10 protein-coding genes and 2 pseudogenes are annotated in these 16610 nt (G+C 70.6%); 8 read left to right on the top strand and 4 right to left on the bottom strand.

Annotation, left to right across the window (positions count from 1 at the left end; genetic code table 11):
* Positions 1-225: 225 nt before the first annotated feature.
* Both ABIA38_RS05240 and ABIA38_RS05235 read left to right on the top strand, forming a co-directional pair.
* A complete protein-coding gene (locus tag ABIA38_RS05240; protein WP_424637493.1) occupies positions 226-1095 on the top strand; it encodes a ketoacyl-ACP synthase III family protein in 870 nt (289 codons plus the stop codon).
* A gap of 116 nt (positions 1096-1211) precedes the next feature.
* Positions 1212-1424 carry a DUF5988 family protein gene (locus tag ABIA38_RS05235; RefSeq protein ID WP_424637215.1) on the top strand — a complete coding sequence of 71 codons (213 nt, stop codon included), beginning with the start codon at positions 1212-1214 and terminating at the stop codon, positions 1422-1424.
* A gap of 69 nt (positions 1425-1493) precedes the next feature.
* On the opposite strand, the gene ABIA38_RS05230 is transcribed toward ABIA38_RS05235, so the two are convergent.
* A complete protein-coding gene (locus ABIA38_RS05230) occupies positions 1494-4169 on the bottom strand; it encodes an AAA family ATPase (RefSeq protein ID WP_424637214.1) in 2676 nt (891 codons plus the stop codon).
* A 1898-nt stretch (positions 4170-6067) separates the two neighbouring features.
* On the opposite strand from ABIA38_RS05230, the gene ABIA38_RS05225 reads away from it, so the two are divergent.
* The 3 genes and pseudogenes from ABIA38_RS05225 (at position 6068) to ABIA38_RS05215 (ending at position 8958) form a co-directional block, all read left to right on the top strand.
* Positions 6068-6688 (top strand): L-threonylcarbamoyladenylate synthase, encoded by a 621-nt coding sequence (locus ABIA38_RS05225; protein WP_424637213.1) that lies wholly within the window; start codon positions 6068-6070, stop codon positions 6686-6688.
* A 591-nt stretch (positions 6689-7279) separates the two neighbouring features.
* Positions 7280-7699 (top strand): annotated as a pseudogene (locus ABIA38_RS05220) (WYL domain-containing protein); the annotation flags it as partial.
* A gap of 605 nt (positions 7700-8304) precedes the next feature.
* Positions 8305-8958, top strand: a complete 654-nt coding sequence (locus ABIA38_RS05215) for an SMI1/KNR4 family protein (RefSeq protein WP_424637212.1) — start codon at positions 8305-8307, stop codon at positions 8956-8958.
* 197 nt (positions 8959-9155) lie between these two features.
* On the opposite strand, the gene ABIA38_RS05210 is transcribed toward ABIA38_RS05215, so the two are convergent.
* Positions 9156-9932, bottom strand: coding sequence for a hypothetical protein (locus ABIA38_RS05210; RefSeq protein ID WP_424637211.1), 777 nt, complete (start codon positions 9930-9932; stop codon positions 9156-9158).
* Positions 9933-10990: 1058 nt separating this feature from the next.
* On the opposite strand from ABIA38_RS05210, the gene ABIA38_RS05205 reads away from it, so the two are divergent.
* From ABIA38_RS05205 to ABIA38_RS05195, 3 genes are all read left to right on the top strand, one after another.
* Positions 10991-11440: a hypothetical protein gene (locus tag ABIA38_RS05205; protein WP_424637210.1), complete on the top strand. Its 450-nt coding sequence runs from the start codon at positions 10991-10993 to the stop codon at positions 11438-11440.
* A gap of 463 nt (positions 11441-11903) precedes the next feature.
* Positions 11904-12668 (top strand): WD40 repeat domain-containing protein, encoded by a 765-nt coding sequence (locus tag ABIA38_RS05200; protein WP_424637209.1) that lies wholly within the window; start codon positions 11904-11906, stop codon positions 12666-12668.
* Positions 12669-12917: 249 nt separating this feature from the next.
* Complete coding sequence (locus ABIA38_RS05195) at positions 12918-13985, top strand: WD40 repeat domain-containing protein (protein WP_424637208.1); 1068 nt, start codon at positions 12918-12920, stop codon at positions 13983-13985.
* A 62-nt stretch (positions 13986-14047) separates the two neighbouring features.
* On the opposite strand, the pseudogene ABIA38_RS05190 reads toward ABIA38_RS05195, so the two are convergent.
* Both ABIA38_RS05190 and ABIA38_RS05185 read right to left on the bottom strand, forming a co-directional pair.
* A pseudogene (locus ABIA38_RS05190) lies at positions 14048-14293 on the bottom strand (response regulator transcription factor); the annotation flags it as partial.
* 1555 nt (positions 14294-15848) lie between these two features.
* Positions 15849-16433 carry a snapalysin family zinc-dependent metalloprotease gene (locus ABIA38_RS05185; protein WP_424637207.1) on the bottom strand — a complete coding sequence of 195 codons (585 nt, stop codon included), beginning with the start codon at positions 16431-16433 and terminating at the stop codon, positions 15849-15851.
* Positions 16434-16610 lie beyond the last annotated feature (177 nt).

Here is a 16610-nt window from a genome sequence, read left to right as displayed (position 1 = left end):
TCAAGCGGGAGCTCCTCGGGAACTGGAAGTCGAATACCAAAAACGCGAGACGTCAGGAGAGTCGACGTGAAGGTGGAAGGCGTATACCTCGACGCACTCGGGGTCTACCTACCCGAATGGGTGAGCGCGCAGCAGGCGGTGGCAAACGGCGGCCACGACGAGGAGCTGTACCAGGCGAGCGGCCTGACCGGGACCCAAGTCGCGGACGGAATACCCGCGTTGGACATGGCCGTCACCGCCGCCCAGGAGGCCCTGGACCGGTCGAAGCTCGATATCGACGCGATCGAATCCCATATCCACAGCGGCGTCTACCACCAGGGCCCGGAAGGCTCCTACCCGCCGGGTTACATCCTGCGGGAACTCGGCATCGCAAACGTGTCGACGCTCTATCTTCGCCAAGGCTGCAACGGAATGCTCGCGGCCCTGGAGGTGGCCGTCGGGCAGATCACCGGCGCCGCCGGGATCGAGGCGGCGCTGCTGACCACCGCGCAGAACTTCAGCACACCGCTGATCGACCGCTGGCGCGGCTACGGCCAGTCCTACATCCTGGCCGACGGCGCCGCCGCCGCGCTGGTCGGCTCGGCGGGCGGCTTCGCCGAGGTCCGATCGCTGGCCTCCGGCATCCTCCCCGACCTGGAGAAGTGGCATCGTGGCGAGGACTCGCTCCTGCCGCCGTACGACGCCGCGCCGGACACGTTCGACGTGGGCAAGCGGGCCGAGTACTTCCACGACAGCGAGATGTCCCTCGCCGACACCCTGGAGAGCCTCAGCCGATTCGGGATCGGCATCATCCACCGCGCCCTGGTCGACGCGGGCATCAACGCGGCCGACCTGACCAAGGTCGTCCCGATCAACCTCGACGGGCGCATGGTCGAGTACTGCGTGATGGCCCCGCTCGGGCTCCCCAACGATCGATCGAGCTGGGATTTCGGTCGATCGATCGGGCACGCCGGCGCGGCCGACGTGATCATCTCCCTGGACCACCTGGTGCGCGGCGGCGACCTGAGCCCGGGCGACCACGTCCTGCTCACCTCCCAGGGCCCGGGATGGATCTGCTCTGCCGCCGTACTGACCATGGTGAGCACACCGTCGTAGGGCGCGTCTTCAAGCCCCCGTCGCGGAGCCCGACGGAGGCTTGAAGACCCGCCCTGGCGCCGCCGGCGCCGCGAAACGCCCGACCGCTCGGGCGGTCCCATCGGAAGGAGAACTCCATGTCCGAACACCCCAACGCCATGCTCCGCGGCGGACCGGCAACCCTGTCCGGGCGCGAACGGATCCGGTACGTGCCCAACAGGCAGGAAACGCTCAAGCTGTTCCGCGGCAACTGCTACCACCACTTCGAGCGCACCACACAGACGTGCCTGTCCGAGGGTCGGCAATTGCAGGTCTTCGTCTGGCACGGCACGACCTACGTCGCCGAGTGAGCCCGGGCCCACCCCGGGGACCGGCCGAGCCCCGGACCGAGCGATCGCGGCCCGGGGCTCGGCCATACCTCAGCCGACCTGGGACTCGTGCGAGTGCACCCCCTGCGCGACCCCGAACCACGCCGCCAGTTCGTGCCGGCACAGGTTGAGCTTGCGATAGACCCGGGTCAGGTGCTGCTCGACGGTGCTGACGGTGATGAACAAGCGGCGCGCGATCTGCGGGTTCGAGTAGCCCGCGCCGGCCGGCATCGCGACCCGGTGCTCGGCCTTGCTGAGCGTGTCGATCGCGGCGTCCTCGACGAACGCGGGCGGCGACTCGGCGGCGCCCACCGGCCCGATGCCGCAGTCCGCGGCGAGCTTCTCCGCGCGGCGCATCAGGATACGGGCCTGCGCCGCGTCCTCGCGCTCGCCGCTGGTCGCGGCCAAGTCCCGTAATGCCCGCACCAGATGGAGCCGGTCGCCGGTGCCTTCGAGGATCTCCACGGCCTCGCGCTGCAACGCCGGCCGCTTTCCCGCCTCCCCGGTCAGCGCGAGCACACGCAGCGAGATGCCACGGGTTCGTGACCGGGAGTCCATGCCCAGCTGCAACTGCTCCACCGCCAGCGCCCGGGCCGCGAGCCGGTTGCCCAACCGCAGATGGGCCAGCGCCGCGTCGGTACGCCACGGCACCAGCGAAGGCCGGTCGATTCCCCACTTGCGCATCGATTCCCCGCAGCGGGTGAACTCCTCCAGCGCGGCATCGGCCCGGTCGGTCGCGAGGCGGTAGTGGCCCCACGCGCTGCGATAGTGCATCCCGAATCGAGTCTCGTACATCTCCGGCGGCACCGGTCGAGCCAACAACTCGGCGGCCTCGCGGTAGGCGCCCGCCTCGGTGGTCGCGCGGATCATACAGGCCAGCGGGAGCCCGATGCCGATCCCCACCCGCTGCGACGACACCAGGCTCAGCGCCAGGCCCGCGTGCCGCTTCGTCGCGGTCAGGTCCCCCCGGCGCAGCGCGATTTCCGCCCGGACGGCGGCCGGCGAGGCCGCCCAGGCGTCGGCTCGACGGGTGATGGTCTGGGCCAGGAAGGTGTCGCACCACAACTGCGCGGTGTCGAGCCGGTCGGCGTAGATCAACGTCATCAGCGCCAGCACCAGCCCGTCGACGGTGCGCTCGGTGAGCGGCGATCCCTGCAGGACCTGCTCGGCGTGGGCGATCGCCCCCTCGTCGGTGCCGCGGGTCAGGATCTTGATCATCGCCCGGGCCGACCCCCGCTCCTCGGCACTCGCCGCGGTGATCACCACCGCAGCCTTGCGCACCCGCTCGGCGGGCGAGGGGAACGAATACGGCAGCCGAAGCAGCCCGATGTGCTCCAGCATGTCCACCACGTCCTCCTCGGTACTGTCCGCGAGAAGCGAGGTGATCAGATTCGACCGGGACTGCCCGCCCTCATCGGCCTGGACGGCCATGGGGGGCAACATCCGGTTCGACGCGGAGGGATCGGCGCGCCGCTCGGCGCGCGCTCGCACGACCTTGAGCTCGGCGTACTCGGCCTCGTCGTCGCACAGTCGAAGCGCCATCCCCAGACACCCGAGCGCGAACTCGACATCGTCGCGCAGCAGCGCCGTCTCCGCCGCCTCCTTGAGCACCGGAAGCGCCCACGCCGCCTCGATCCCGTCGGCGGACAGCAGATAGCGGGCCACGCTCGGCGCCGCCGTGCCCTGCTCGTGCAGCAACACCGCGGCGCGCCGGTACAACTCGCCGCGCCGCTGCGGGGTCAGCCCGTCGACGACGGCGCGGCGGATGCTCGGATGGCGGAACCGACCCCCGTCGAGCAACCCGGCGCTGCGGAGTGCCTGCACGATCTGCGCGCAGGCGACCGGGTCCATGTCCACCAATCGGTACAGCAGCGTGAGCGAGAAGTCCGCGTCGAGCACCGCGAGTCCGGCCGCGACCTGGCGTACGTCCGGCTCGCCGCGGCGGACGCCGCTGGCGACGGCCCGGCCGAACTTCTCGCCCGCCACCGGTTGCGCGGGCAACTCGCCCTCGGTCAGCTTCGCGAGCATCCGGGTCTCCTCCACCAGGGCCCGGATCAGCAGCGGATTCCCGCCGGTGGTCGCGTAGATGGCCGATACCAGCGGGTGCGCGGCCGACACGTCCAAGGTCTCGGCGACGAGCCGGGTCGTGGCCGGTTCGGACAGCGGGGTCAGCCCGATGTGGCGCGCGTGCGGCAGCCGCAGCACGTCCGCGTGGAACTGCTGGAACTCCTGCGACAGGATGGTCGGCACGCTGAACACCGCCAGGGCACGCGAGGAACTCAGCCGGTGGACGCAGTAGAGCAGCGCCTGCAGGGATTCCTTGTCCGCGTAGTGCGCGTCGTCGACGCTGATCACCACGGGGGAGTGCTCGGCGAGTCTGCGCAGCGTCGCACCGAGATCGCGCATCATGTGCAGACCGGATATCCCCGGGGCGCAGGCCCGCAGTTCGGCCAGTTCCGGTGTGGCCGCGGCGACGATGTCCTCGCTCGACGAGGCCGCGTTGTGCAGCAACTGGTCGATCAGGCTCAGCGGTACGCCCTGCTCGGCCCGGGCCCCGAAGGCACTGAGCAGCAGCCCGTCAGCCGTGACGCGATTCCCGAAATCCCGCAGCAGTTCGGTCTTCCCACACCCCATCGGGCCGCTGATGACAGCGACGCCGCCTCGGTTTCGTTGGCATTCGGTGAACAAATCGAGAAGCTCTGCGCGCTCGTCGTCGCGCTCGATCATTGCCATCCTTCGCCGTTCTCCCCCGTCGGACTGACGAAATGTCGCATCGCACCACGCCGATCGGACCGCTCCCGCCGCCGAGACGATTCGACGGCGATGTCCGCACCCGAATCCGTCCCGACCACACGCGAAGGAATGGAGAGTTCCTCCGCTTATTACCTTCCCACCTTCGAGCGATCGTCGGAACAAAAGCGATCCCGATGCCGATTTCTTCCGCACGGTCCCGCTTCCGGCGCCCGTTTCCGCTCTTTTCTCCGATCCTCGTCCCCGTATGTCGATCACGCTCCCGGGCCCGATTCCCGAACCCGTCGCGGTTGATCATTTTCGTGCGCCGGACGGCGGCCCCGTGCCGACTGCCCCGGATCACGTCGAACCGCGCGACCAAGGCCCTTATTTTACCAACGCAAATTCGTGATGGTTTCCCGATGAACAACAAGTCAGTAGCCAATTTCGACCACTATGCCCCGGTAAGCCCCATGCCACAGACCCCGCGCGATTCGACCACGTCGCCCCGATCCACCCGCTCTCCGCCGATCGACATCACATCTCCCTGCGCATCCCGTCACGCCTCCCACCATACAAACCCCGCAGGTCGAACGCTGAGCCGCGACCGCCCCGGCAAATTCCACCAAGCCGGAACCGATTCACCGGAGCCGAACACCACAAACCCCCTGCACGCCAGACATTTGATTGCCAGGATGAACCAGAGCACCCGAGAAAGACCCTTCCGCACGACCACCCGCCATCTGCTTACCTCGCACATCCCTCGCCTTTCCCGGCAAGCCGGACGCGCCCGACAATGAATTCCCGTCAAGTTGGCCGATAGCCGAGCCCTTGCGAGCACCGATATCACCGACCACAACAATCCTCAACGGAACCAACACACCCCGAACACCACGACCGACCCCCCAATCCCCGACCCGAAATCGACATACCACCACCCCTCCCTCCACCAACCCATGTGACCAACCCCACCCGCCCGAGCCCCCACCCGGCCCCCGAAACAACGCCCGGACCCACCGCGCCGCACCCGGCGAGCCTCACCGCACCGGCCCCGCCCCACCGCCGCCGGCGATCGAAGCAAAAGCCCGCGTACCGCCCGGATCGACGCTCACCCCCTCGCCGGCCTGCGGCGCCGTCCCACCCGGACGGCCCATCCGCACCCGTGCGACGCCACCGTGCGACTACGTCCGCGCCACACGCCCCCGTTGGTGGCAGGGGCGGTGCCGGTCCAGGCCCAGTGGATCGCCGCGCCGAGGCTGTAGGTCTCGGCGGCGTCGGCGAGTTCGAGACCGGTGGATGCCCGGACGCGTGCCGGCGCCGGATCCCGGTGAGCGCGCGGAGCACGCTGCGGTCGGTCGCCGACGGCACCGCTCCCCGGCAGCGGCGGGCTTCGCCCACAGCCGTCGCCCCAACATCCCCCACGCCGGGCCGCGTTCGTCGTGGACGAGGTCGGTGTCATCGACGGGGAGATCACCCCGGAGCAACTCCACGCGGAGTACGCCGCCGCGGACCGGGCACAGTGTCCGGCCGCCGAGGCCGAGGCACATCCCGACCGACAACCGGGGGCCCGAAATGACCTACCACGTGAGGTACCGCCCGCGGGCGGACCGGGAACACGGCGCCCTGTCGCCGGGCGACGGGAACGAACTCGACGCGGGAGCGCGGACGCTCGCGAACGACCCCCAACGGATACGTACCGAGTCCGACCTACGACAGGGACCGGCCCGAGGTCACCATCGGCCGCTTCTTCGTCGGTTACCGGGTCGCACCCGCCGTCCCGGTCGTCACCGCCGTCCGGATCGTCGGCCCGATGTGGAACACGACGACGACAACGCCCGACCCTTTGCGATGATCCACCCCACGGACGCGGGGGCTTTTCCCCGTAGGGTCGGCGGATGGCGAAGTACTTCGATGTGCACCCCGAGAACCCCCAGCAACGCACCATCGACAGCGTGGTCGACCTGATCCGCTCCGGATCGCTCGTCGCGTACCCGACAGATTCCTGTTTCGCACTGGGATGCCGATTGGGCAACCGTGACGGCATCGGCCGGATCCGCACGATCCGCAATCTCGACGACCGGCACCACTTCACCCTGGTGTGCGAGAGCTTCGCCCAACTGGGCCGGTTCGTACACCTGGACAACGACGTGTTCCGCGTCATCAAGGCATCGACGCCCGGCCCCTACACCTTCATCCTCCGTGCGACGTCCGAGGTACCGAAGCAACTGTTGCACCCGAGGAAGAAGACGGTCGGCGTCCGGATTCCCGACCACGTCGTCACCCGGGCCCTGCTCGCCGAACTCGGTGAACCGATCCTGTCCAGCACACTGCTCCTGCCCGGCGAGGACGAGCCGCTGACACAGGGCTGGGAGATCAAGGAACGGCTCGACCACGTGCTGGACGCCGTGGTGGACTCGGGCGACTGCGGCACCCGGCCGACCACGGTCATCGACTACTCCGGCGACGAGGCCGAGATCATCCGCCGAGGAGCGGGCGACACCACGCGGTTCGAGTAGCGACGGGCTCGGGCGAAGACGCCGGCGCCCGGGTCGAACCGCCGACCCGGGCCCGAGCGCCGCCGGCCGTGCCCCGCTTCGCCCCGTGGCTCCGACCCGGCCCTGGTCGCCGCGGTCGAGGCCGTGGTCGCCGAACGTGCCGTCGAGGATCATGTCGTCGAAGACGGGGATGCGCCGGCCGTCGCCGCCGGCGTCCGCGGTCGCGCCGATGAGGTCCTCGACTTCCGGCGGCAGCAGTTCGAACAGGGTGCGGCCCGGTTGTGGCAGTACCGCCGCGAGGTAGACGATCCGTGTGATCCGGTCGGCGATCCGGGTCGCGGCGGCGGTCGCGGGCGCGCCCGCGTACGAAAGCGCGACCGGGACGACATCGCGCAGGTCGGCGACCTCGACGGCCGACGCGATGTCGCGCGTGTGTGCCCAAGGTCGTCGCGGGCGAGGCGACGTGGGCCCGGCCGCCGAAACCGGTCAGCGTCAGCGGGTGCATGTCGTGCCCGGCCGCGACCGGGTCCGGGGTGACCCGCTCCCAGGCCCAGCGGCAGTGCGTACCCGCCGGCGGGTACGGATCGTGCACACCGCGCCCGGCCGGCCCCCGGCACCCGGGACGTGGACCCCTACGGTCTGGTCGTCCACCGCCGACATTGGTACCTGGTCGGCCACGACCACCTGCGCGACGACATCCGCATGTTCCGGATCGACCGGATCACCGCGGCCGTCGAACTCCCGGGCCATTTCGTCCCCCCGGTCGACGTCGACCCGGTGGTCGACCCGGTGGGGTACGTCACCCACGCGCTCACCCTGGGGCCGTGGACACACCGCACGGAGGTCTGGACGGACGTCGACCCCGACGTCGACCCCGACGCCGCACGCCGTTGCCTCCCGCCGACGTTCGGCGAGCTCCACGCGTGCCCGACCGGAGGTGTCCTGGTGACCGGCGGCGCCGAGGACCTGCCGGCGATGGCCCGTATCCTCGCCGGCCTCCCGTGGGCGTTCACCATCCGCGACCCGGCCGCCCTCGCCCGGACTCTCGACGCCCACCCGGACGACCTCACGGCATCGGCCGCTCGTTCACGCGACGCCGCCCGCGCGAGCGGCCCCACGGGCCCGGAAGATCTCGGCGGCCGGACCGTGTCGGTGTTGTCGCCGTCGACCTCCGCCCGGCCGAGCATCCGGACCCGGCCGACGACCCTCGCGGTCGCGGTATGCCCGGGCCCGGCAGGTGCTGTCGCAGCCTCGCGGGCACGTCCGACAACAGATCCGCCGTCGCCCCCGCGATCACCTCGCCCAGCCACGCATCCAGCCCCCGGCGCCGTCCGGCACCGCCGGCGGCACCCCCGCCGGCCCCGACGACGCCGGGGCGCCCGGCGAGGCGGGCCGCCCCGCATCACCCACACGCGGCGCCCAGCAGCCGGCACCCCGGCCGCGCACGGGCACACGCCCGAAACCGGTCGCCGTCGGCGGACTCGGCGACCCCACCGCGCCGAGCAGTTCCGGGGTCCCGATCGCCCGGATCGCCGCCCCGCTCCCGACGGAGGGAACGTCGTTTCCCGGCAACCGACTTGCCTCGGGATCCGGCGTCGTGTCCACGGACGTCGGTGCCCGCGGATACCGTCCGGCGCATGGATCTCACGGGTACGAACGTCGACGTCTTCCAACAGGCATGGGATCGGTTCGAGGCCCTACTGGCCGAGCGGTCGCCGGAGGATCGCTCCACCCTGCGCCCTCCGGCGACCGCCACCCGGATCGACGCGCTGGAAGCCCGACTCGGCTTCCCGCTCCATCCCGAACTCCGAGCTCTCCTGGAACGCCACGACGGCGTCCCCGACGCCGAAGCCGGTTGGGATCTCGACCACTTCCAGGCAGGAGCGTTCCTCCCCCTCGGCCACCGACTCGACGGAGCCGACGCCATCGCCTCGGCATACACCGGAATCGTCGCCCTGGCCGAGGACTTCGAGGCCGACTTCGACCCGGCCGACTACGTGGACGACTTCCGCAAAAACCACGTCGACGGCCACATTCTCCGCTGGGTGCCCTTCGCACACCCCAACGACGGTGGCATCGCCTTCGTCTACCACCAACCCGGCCCGATGTACGGCCACGTGTACGAGATCGGCCTCGGATCCGGGTGTTGGCCACCCGTGGAGTGGGCCACGAGCCTGGCCGAACTCTTCGACCTCCTGGCCCGATCGTTGGAGGACGGCACACCGTTCCGGGACTCCCGGCCCACCACCCACCGACACTCCTCGGGCAGGCACACCCTGGAATGGACCTGACCCGCCGCGCCGTTCGTGCCGGTCCCGCATCGCATACCCCGCAGACCGGCGAAGATCTCATCGGCGGCGCGCATGTCGGCGCGACGCGGTGGTGACCCGGGCTCCCGTAGACCCGCCGAGTACACCCGAACGGCAGCGGAAACGGGCAGCCCGTTCGTTGGCACGCAACGCCTCCGCGCCTGCCCTCTCCTGATCTGTCAGGTTCCGGGGAAGTTGATGACACAGCCGTTGGCGGAGTCCCCGCGCATCGAGCGCGCCAGCTCGCAGACGTGCCGTGCCTGGGCGGCAGACAGGCGCCGTGCCTCCCACAGCAGCACGGCGGCATCGACCGCCGCCCGGGGCGGGGGTGCCGGCACCTCGCGCAGGTGAACGCCCGTCAGCACCGCCAGTTCCCGGGCGTCGATCCCCAACAAGGCCGCGAAGTCCGTCACCAGGCGAGGCGTCAACTCCTTGCGACCGGAGCCGATCACACCGTAGGTGGACGCCGACAGGTATGTGGGCGTCACGACTGCCAAGGTCTGCGCCATGCCCGTCCGGCTCAGATTGCGGTACCGGAGCATGCGGACGACCGATCCACCCGGATCGACAAGGAGCCCGAGCGGCCTCGGGGCGAAGCCGCAAAGCCGCATTTCCTGCGGCAACGAACGGACAATCCACAGGAGTTCACGCCGTGCCGCCACCGGAAGGTGTACCGCGTCCATCACGATCCGGGGCGCCCACTGCTCGGCCGCGCCGTCCAACGGTGCCATGTCGTCCGGGACCGCCAGTCCCGACAGGATGAACAGATCGACGGCGCGGAATCCCAATGCGGGCGCGACCCGTCGCAGCAGGCCCTCGCCGGGGATTTCCCCCGCAAGTACCGCTCGGACCTCGTCTCCTGCCAACCCGGCGCGATCGGCCAGATCCCCCACGCCGAGCTCTCTGTGCTCCAGCAACCACGCCAACATCACACCGAACCCGGGGCGCTCCGTCATGCCCGCACCCTACTGAGCTTCGATGATCGTCAACGGCCGGTCCTGCCGGCTCCGCCTCACATTCGGGGCAGTTCCCAAGGTCGGTGACGAAGGAGCCCGGGAGCGCACGTCGTTCGGATACGGGCGAGGAATCCCGCCGGGACGCGTCGCCAGGACCACCACGCTCGTCGACCGAGGCCGCCCGGGCATCGGCCCGGAAACGGCGCACCACCCACGACCGCTGACGAACCCTCCGACCGGAAGCGACAGCGCAACCGCCCGCGCACACCACGGCTCGGATCCACCGGGGTTCGCCCTCGTCGTCGGCCTCGAAACATGTGTGAGAGGGACGGCCAGGGTGTCCTTCATGCCGGCAGTATTCGACAGCAGCAATGAAGACGATCACCCGAAGCAGCAATGAAGACGATCACCCGAACCCCTGCGCCGCGTCGGACTCGGACAACGAACGCCTGCCGCCGTCGCTGGGCCACCGAACTCCCGGCAACGCCGGCAGCTGTGCCGTCGGCCTCTGCCGGGCACGGTCGACGAGGGAAACCGGGCAGCTTCGCCGCCCGCCGGCCGGCAACCCGCCACGGCGGTTCGGTTTCGCGGCCGGCTACATCGATCCCACGATCCGGACGCCCGCTGCCATGCCGAACCTCCGCTGCCCGTGCGGGTTTCCCGGTCGTGCGGCCGATCCGCACACGCCCCCGGGGAGGCTGCGGGCGCCGGGCGACAACCCCGCGCGGTATGCGGGTTCGAGCATGCCGGCGCGAGGTACTCGACCCGACGAGGCCCGCGCCCGATCCGCCCGCCGCCGCGTTGACCGCCCGCACTCGATGGGGTCCACCGCCGGGCCCGTCTGCACGCACTCCGGTGTCGAACACCCGCCACGTCCCAGCGCGCACCAGGTGCACCGGGCGCACCGGGCGCTGACCCTTCCACGAGTGCGGCGGGCCGCCGCGACCTGCGGCCGTTGTGCGGTGCCGGATCGAGAAGCGCCCGGCACCCCACGCACTCGCACCGGCGCTCGGTGAATTGGGTTGCGGTGGGTCGTGTGGGCGCGGTGATACTCCTCCATGAGTAGAGACGCCGAGGTCATCGTGCTCGCCCGCCACGCGGAGGAGGTCATGGAGCCGCTGACCCGCCCGGACGCGGGACGTACCTGGCACGGCCACTTCGTGCCGATCGCGGGTCAGTGGGGTTTCGACTTCGGGTGGGCCCTGGAGTTCGACAAGGTGTGGGCCCGCTCCGGTCTGCTCGAGCATCTGGAGTCGCTGCCGTGGCCGTATCCGGGAACGGTGCAGGTGCTGCTCCGCGACCAGGACGACGACTGTTTCGGTCTGTGGATGTTCCGGGATGGCAAGCTGGTGGAGGCCGCCATTCCGGGCACCCGGCGATTCCACCGACCCGCGCCGCCCGACGAGGAGTTCGAGCCCTCCCCGGGGATGCTGCTGCGGACCGATCAGGGCGGGGATCTGCCCGACCAGACCCCGGAGGAATACCGCGATCCCCGCCGGGCTTGGTAGCCCCGACCACGGGACTCCTGCCGGTCACGGTCGTGCGCATGGTTCGGCTCTGACCAACCCCCTCGGAACGCCTGCCCCGACACCCACTTCGCCTCACTCATCAGCCCATGCCCGACTCGGTCAGGAGTCGTTCGGGTCGTCGTAGCCTGATCGGCGGTCGCACCCGACCGCCGGCCTCGAAGGCGGAGCGGGTCTACCGCTCGGTCGAGGGGCACTTCCTCCGTGGATAACGGCTGTCATCGGCCGCGGCGAGCTCATTCGCCACTCCACCTCCACCTCCACCTTCACGGTAGAGACGAACAGGCCCGCACACAGCCCCGATTCAGCGTTCTCGCACAGGGGCCGCTGCTCCTCGACGAGAAGAACCACACCCGTTGCGTAAAGTGACTGCGCATTCAGGGGAGCGGAGAGAGCTGTGATGGCGCACCGGGAATTGTGGGCCGTGGGGCCACGGCGCGACGAGGTGGCATCGTTCGACAGCGGGGCCGAAGCGGTCGAAGCCCTGTGCGTACTGCAGTTGGCCGAGGGGACGCGGGTCGCCTGCGGCACCAGTGACGGCCTGATCCGTCTATGGGATCCGACCACGGGCCAGGAGACTCTCGTCCTGGGTGAGCAGCCATCCCCGGTGCATGCCCTGAGCGCGCTCCCTGTCGACGGGGAGACGGTATTGGCTGCCGGCGGCCCCGGCGCGGCGGTGCAGCTGTGGAATCCGCGTACCGGCGAGCTCCTTCGCACCCTGTCAGGACACAGCGGCCAACTCGTCAACGGGCTGTGCCCGGTGCCGTTCGACGGCCTTGTGTTGCTGGCGAGCGGCGGGGACGACGGCACCGTACGCCTGTGGGATCCGAGTACCGGCCGTCTCCTGCACAGTCTGGCCGCGCACACGCAACCGTACGAGGGCACCTACCCGGTCCGCGGACTGTGCGCCTTCACTTTCGGCGACCGCACCGTGCTGGCCGGCGGGGGTGATGACGGCACGATCCGGCTGTGGGACACCGCCACCGGCACGCTGCTGGACGAACTCGTAGGCAGACCCGACCCGTACCGCAAGTCCGGCGCATTCCCCCACCCCCTCAAGACCGCCGTCAAGGGCCATACCGGGCCGGTGTACGCACTGTGCGCGCTGTCGATTGCCGGCCGCACCGTCTTGGCCAGTGGGGCGACAAGGCCCTGCTGTGGGACCCGGCCACCGGTCGACTGCTGCTCACGTTCGACGGCGCGGGGTTGACCTTCGGCCTGTGCCCCGTGCGGCTGGGCGACCGCACCGGTCTGGCCGGAGCCGGCGGTGGAGGCGATGCCGTGCGGGTGTGGGACGCGAACACCGGAGAGTTGCTGCGCACCCTGCAGGGTCACACGGGCCCGGTCTGGGGTGGCGTACGTCCACTCCCGCAGGTCGGCGGCCGGACCCTGCTCGCCAGTGGAGGCGGCAAGTTCGACGGCATGGTACGGCTGTGGGACCCCACCGGGCCCGTCCGCGGTGGACCCGGGCCTGCCCGACAACGTGCAGTCGCTCTGCACGCTGCCGCTCGGGGACCGGACCCTGGTGGCGAGCGGCGCCAGCAACGGGGCGGTCCGCCTGTGGGACGCGGAGCTTGGCACCCGTACGGATGTATTGAACCGTGAGGAGACCGATTTCACCCATGACCGGGTCGGCGGGGTCCGCGCGCTGCCCGTCGAGGACCGGACGCTCCTCGCCGTCGCCGGCCACAACGGCACCATCCGGCTGCACGACCCCGTCGCGGGCGAGGAGGTCCGCATGATCGGATACCTGGGGGACTCCGCACTTCCGGAGCAGCCCGGGACAGGTGCTCACGCCCGCACCGCCGAAGGGGAGTTGGTCTTCGATCGGTTCACGTCCGTGTGCCCGGTGCCGTCGGGCGGACGGCAGCTGCTGGGCACCTGCGGAGAGTCCGGGAGCGACTACGTGGCGCATGTACGGCTCTGGGACCCCGCGACCGGCGAGCACCTGCGCACCGTGGCCCACCACAAGGGCCGACTCGACGCCATGTGCGCCCTCCCGCCGGCGGACGGCACCCTGCCGGCCTGTACCGGCTGGGACAACTACATCCGGCTGTGGGACATCACGGCCGACGAACACCCCGAGCCTCTCGTCGGTCACCGCGGCTGGGTCAACGCCGTGTACGGCGTGCCGATCGGCGGCCGGACCCTGCTGGCCGGCGGCAGCCACGACGGCACGGTACGTCTGTGGGACCCCGCGACCGGACGGAGCGAGCGCGTCCTGACCGGGCATCGGGACTGGGTCCGCGGGCTGTGTCTGTTGGCGCTCGGCGCGCGTACCCTGCCGGCCAGCGGCAGCAAGGACCGCACGGTACGCCTGTGGGACCTGGGCGAGTTCCGGTGCGTGGCGGAGATTGCCGTACGATCGCCGATCGTCGCGCTCGCGGCCGCCGAGAAACACCTCTTCGTTGCTTCCGGGGCCGGGATACACGCGTACGCGGTGGGTGCGGATGGCGCGATCGGGCACGGGTGCAGCTCCCCCGGAGAGAAATCCTGCGGGTGCGGATCCTCTCGAGGAAAGGGCTGACCCGACACCGACCGCCGGCGACCGTATTCGGCGTCGGCAACAAACCCGCCGCACCCTTCGACCCCGTCGAGCCCAGGCATGCGCGCGTCCATCAGCACCACGTCGGGACGCAGCGTCCGCGCCGGACGCACCGCCTGCTCGCCGTCCGCGGCCTCGCAGACCACCTCGGTGTCCGGTTCGGCGCCCGGAATCAGCGCGGAGCCGTCGCGAAACAACTCCTGGTCGTCCGCGACCACCACGCGCCGCGGCCGGGCCCCGGCCGGCCCGATCGACTCCTTCGGCCATCGGCTGATTCCGCAGTCGGACATCCCCGGTGCCCGATCGGAGACCTGGGGTGCGTCGGGCCGCCGCGCCGGCCCGACGCCGCGTCCCGGTGAAGCCTGCCCTGCGCCGGTTGCGTGCCGCGCTGCTCGCCGCCTTCGGTATCGGTGCATCCTGTTGCCGGTTCTGCGCGCGCGGCCGGCGCTGGCGCGGCGTCTGCCGGCCGTGGCGGCCGGCCGGTGGTGTCGACCGCGCGTAAGTGGCGGTCGCTGCCGGCGTCGGAACGTACGGTATGGCGCCGGCCGGCGGCGGAAGCGCCGGGGCGGGGCGTGTGGCCCCGCCGGGACATGAGCGTTTCAGCAGAACCGACGCACCATCAGGTCGATCACCAAATCCCGCCCCGACACGGACACATCGGCGACCATACGGCGGCACCGGCCGTGCACCCGTCGGGAGCCGCGGTCGCGATCCGGGCACGATGCGGCCGCTTCGCGGCCCCGAACGTGGACACGTACACCCGGACCGGCCGCACGGCTGAACTCCACGTTCGGCGAGGCGAAATGTGGGAACGACACGGCGATCAGCCCAGGTCTGCCAGGACGGCACCGTCAAGCCCACCGCCCAGGCATACAACCAGTGGAGCAACCGCCGTACGCGCTGGTGACCCAGAGCTTCATGCCGGACCTCCACCCATACCTCGACGCGAAGCCGATCAACAACTCGGGCAACTTCACCGGGGCCCTGCCGCAAGGGGGGGCTTCTTCGACTTCTCCCGGATGCCGGATGCCGGATGCCGGATGCCGGTGACCGGAGACCGGAGACCGACCCGAACCCGTACGGCTTCTGTGAAATCAACAACGGTGGCCACAACGGAAATCCGTGGAACATCGGCGCCGGACCGTGACTCGAGGAGGTCGACGTGCTCCCGAGAGGTCTTCCATACTCGCGTCTGCGATTCGCGCGTCCGTAGACCTTTCCTGGCCGTCCTGGGCCACGTCGAGCGCGACCACGGCGCTGTTGGTCCGGTGGATCTCCCAGATGCCGCCGGCGTTGAACCCGGGTGCCGGGATGTGCGCCGCGGACGATGCGTAGTGTCCGGTACGGACGGGCGCGGCACCGGATGCCCCTGCCGGCCCCGGGCGTATCGGCCCCGCCAGTCTCGGCCCGGATGTCCGCCCTGTCCCACGCCGGTCCATCGAGTGGACCGCGATCGGGGGAGCGGTGCGGTGCGGGACGGTCGGGGTCGTGTCGCGCCGTGGGTTCGGTGGTGGTGTTGTTGGTTCGTGCGGCTTCGGGTGACTCGCCCCGGGGAGCGGCCCCGATCGTCTCGGAGGCGAACCGACGGTTCTCGGTGTCGAGTTCGTCAGCGGGCCGAGCGCCGGCACCGTTCAGCGCGGGACGACGGCGCTGCGCCGGGACGGCGGGACGATGTCGACGCGTCCCTGGGCCTGCCCGGCGGGCGCGGTGCCCGGCCGCGGCGCCTGCGGGGGAGATGCCCGTGGCGAGGCGGATCGTGGTCACCGGCCGCCGGGTTCGAGCCGGACGACGTCACCACCGCCGAGGACGCCGACGACGGTTCGTACGTGCGGCAGCGCGGCCTGGTCAGCGGGCGAGAGCCGAGCCGGACCAGATGTCGATCACGACCCGGTGGTGCCGCGGGCCGATCGCCGACGGGCCGGCCGCGTAGTTCTGGTCGACCTGCGCCGCCTCGGTCGCGTCCGGCTTGGCGTTGGTACACGACGTGCCGGGGCCGTGGCCGGACATGAGTTCCGAACACGGGCCGCTGTAGGTGTCCGGCAGCCCGAGAATGTGCCCGGTTTCGTGCGCCGCGATCCGGGTCGCGTCATAGCCCTCGGTCACCGCTCCCTGGCCCAGTTGCACTTCACCCCCGCCACCCGGGAACACCGGCCCCAGCGTCGCCTGGGGCCAGCCGTCGGTCGCCCTGTATACGTAGTCGGCCGACCCGGGCGAGCTTGCCGGTTGTAAGTGCACGTTGTGCACCGCGTCGTTCCAGATCTGCACCGCCTGCGTGATCGTGTCCGACCACTGCCCTGCCTGACTCGTGTCGTAGGTCAGGGTGACCACCGCCGCGGTCGCCTTCGGCGCGGACTGCGCCGAGGCAATACCGGGTGCGGTGACCAGCATGGCCGGAATCAGCGCCGTCAGGGCGACTATTCGCTTGATCATGAGACTCGTGCGCCTCCTCGAGTATCGGTTGCCCGGCGAACCGCAAGCGCACCACGCAGGCAACGACCCCCACAAGTACCGACTTTTGACAGTTGTTGAATCAGCTTGGAACCCTGCGGAATTGCCCGGCCGGTCGACGATCCGCAACCGTCCGTGCGGGCGTTTCCCGCGATGAAC

The organism is Embleya sp. AB8 (assembly GCF_049739465.1).
GTDB lineage: Bacteria > Actinomycetota > Actinomycetes > Streptomycetales > Streptomycetaceae > Embleya.
The sequence above is the reverse complement of the archived record's forward strand: the minus strand, read 5'-3'. Positions and strand labels throughout refer to the sequence as shown.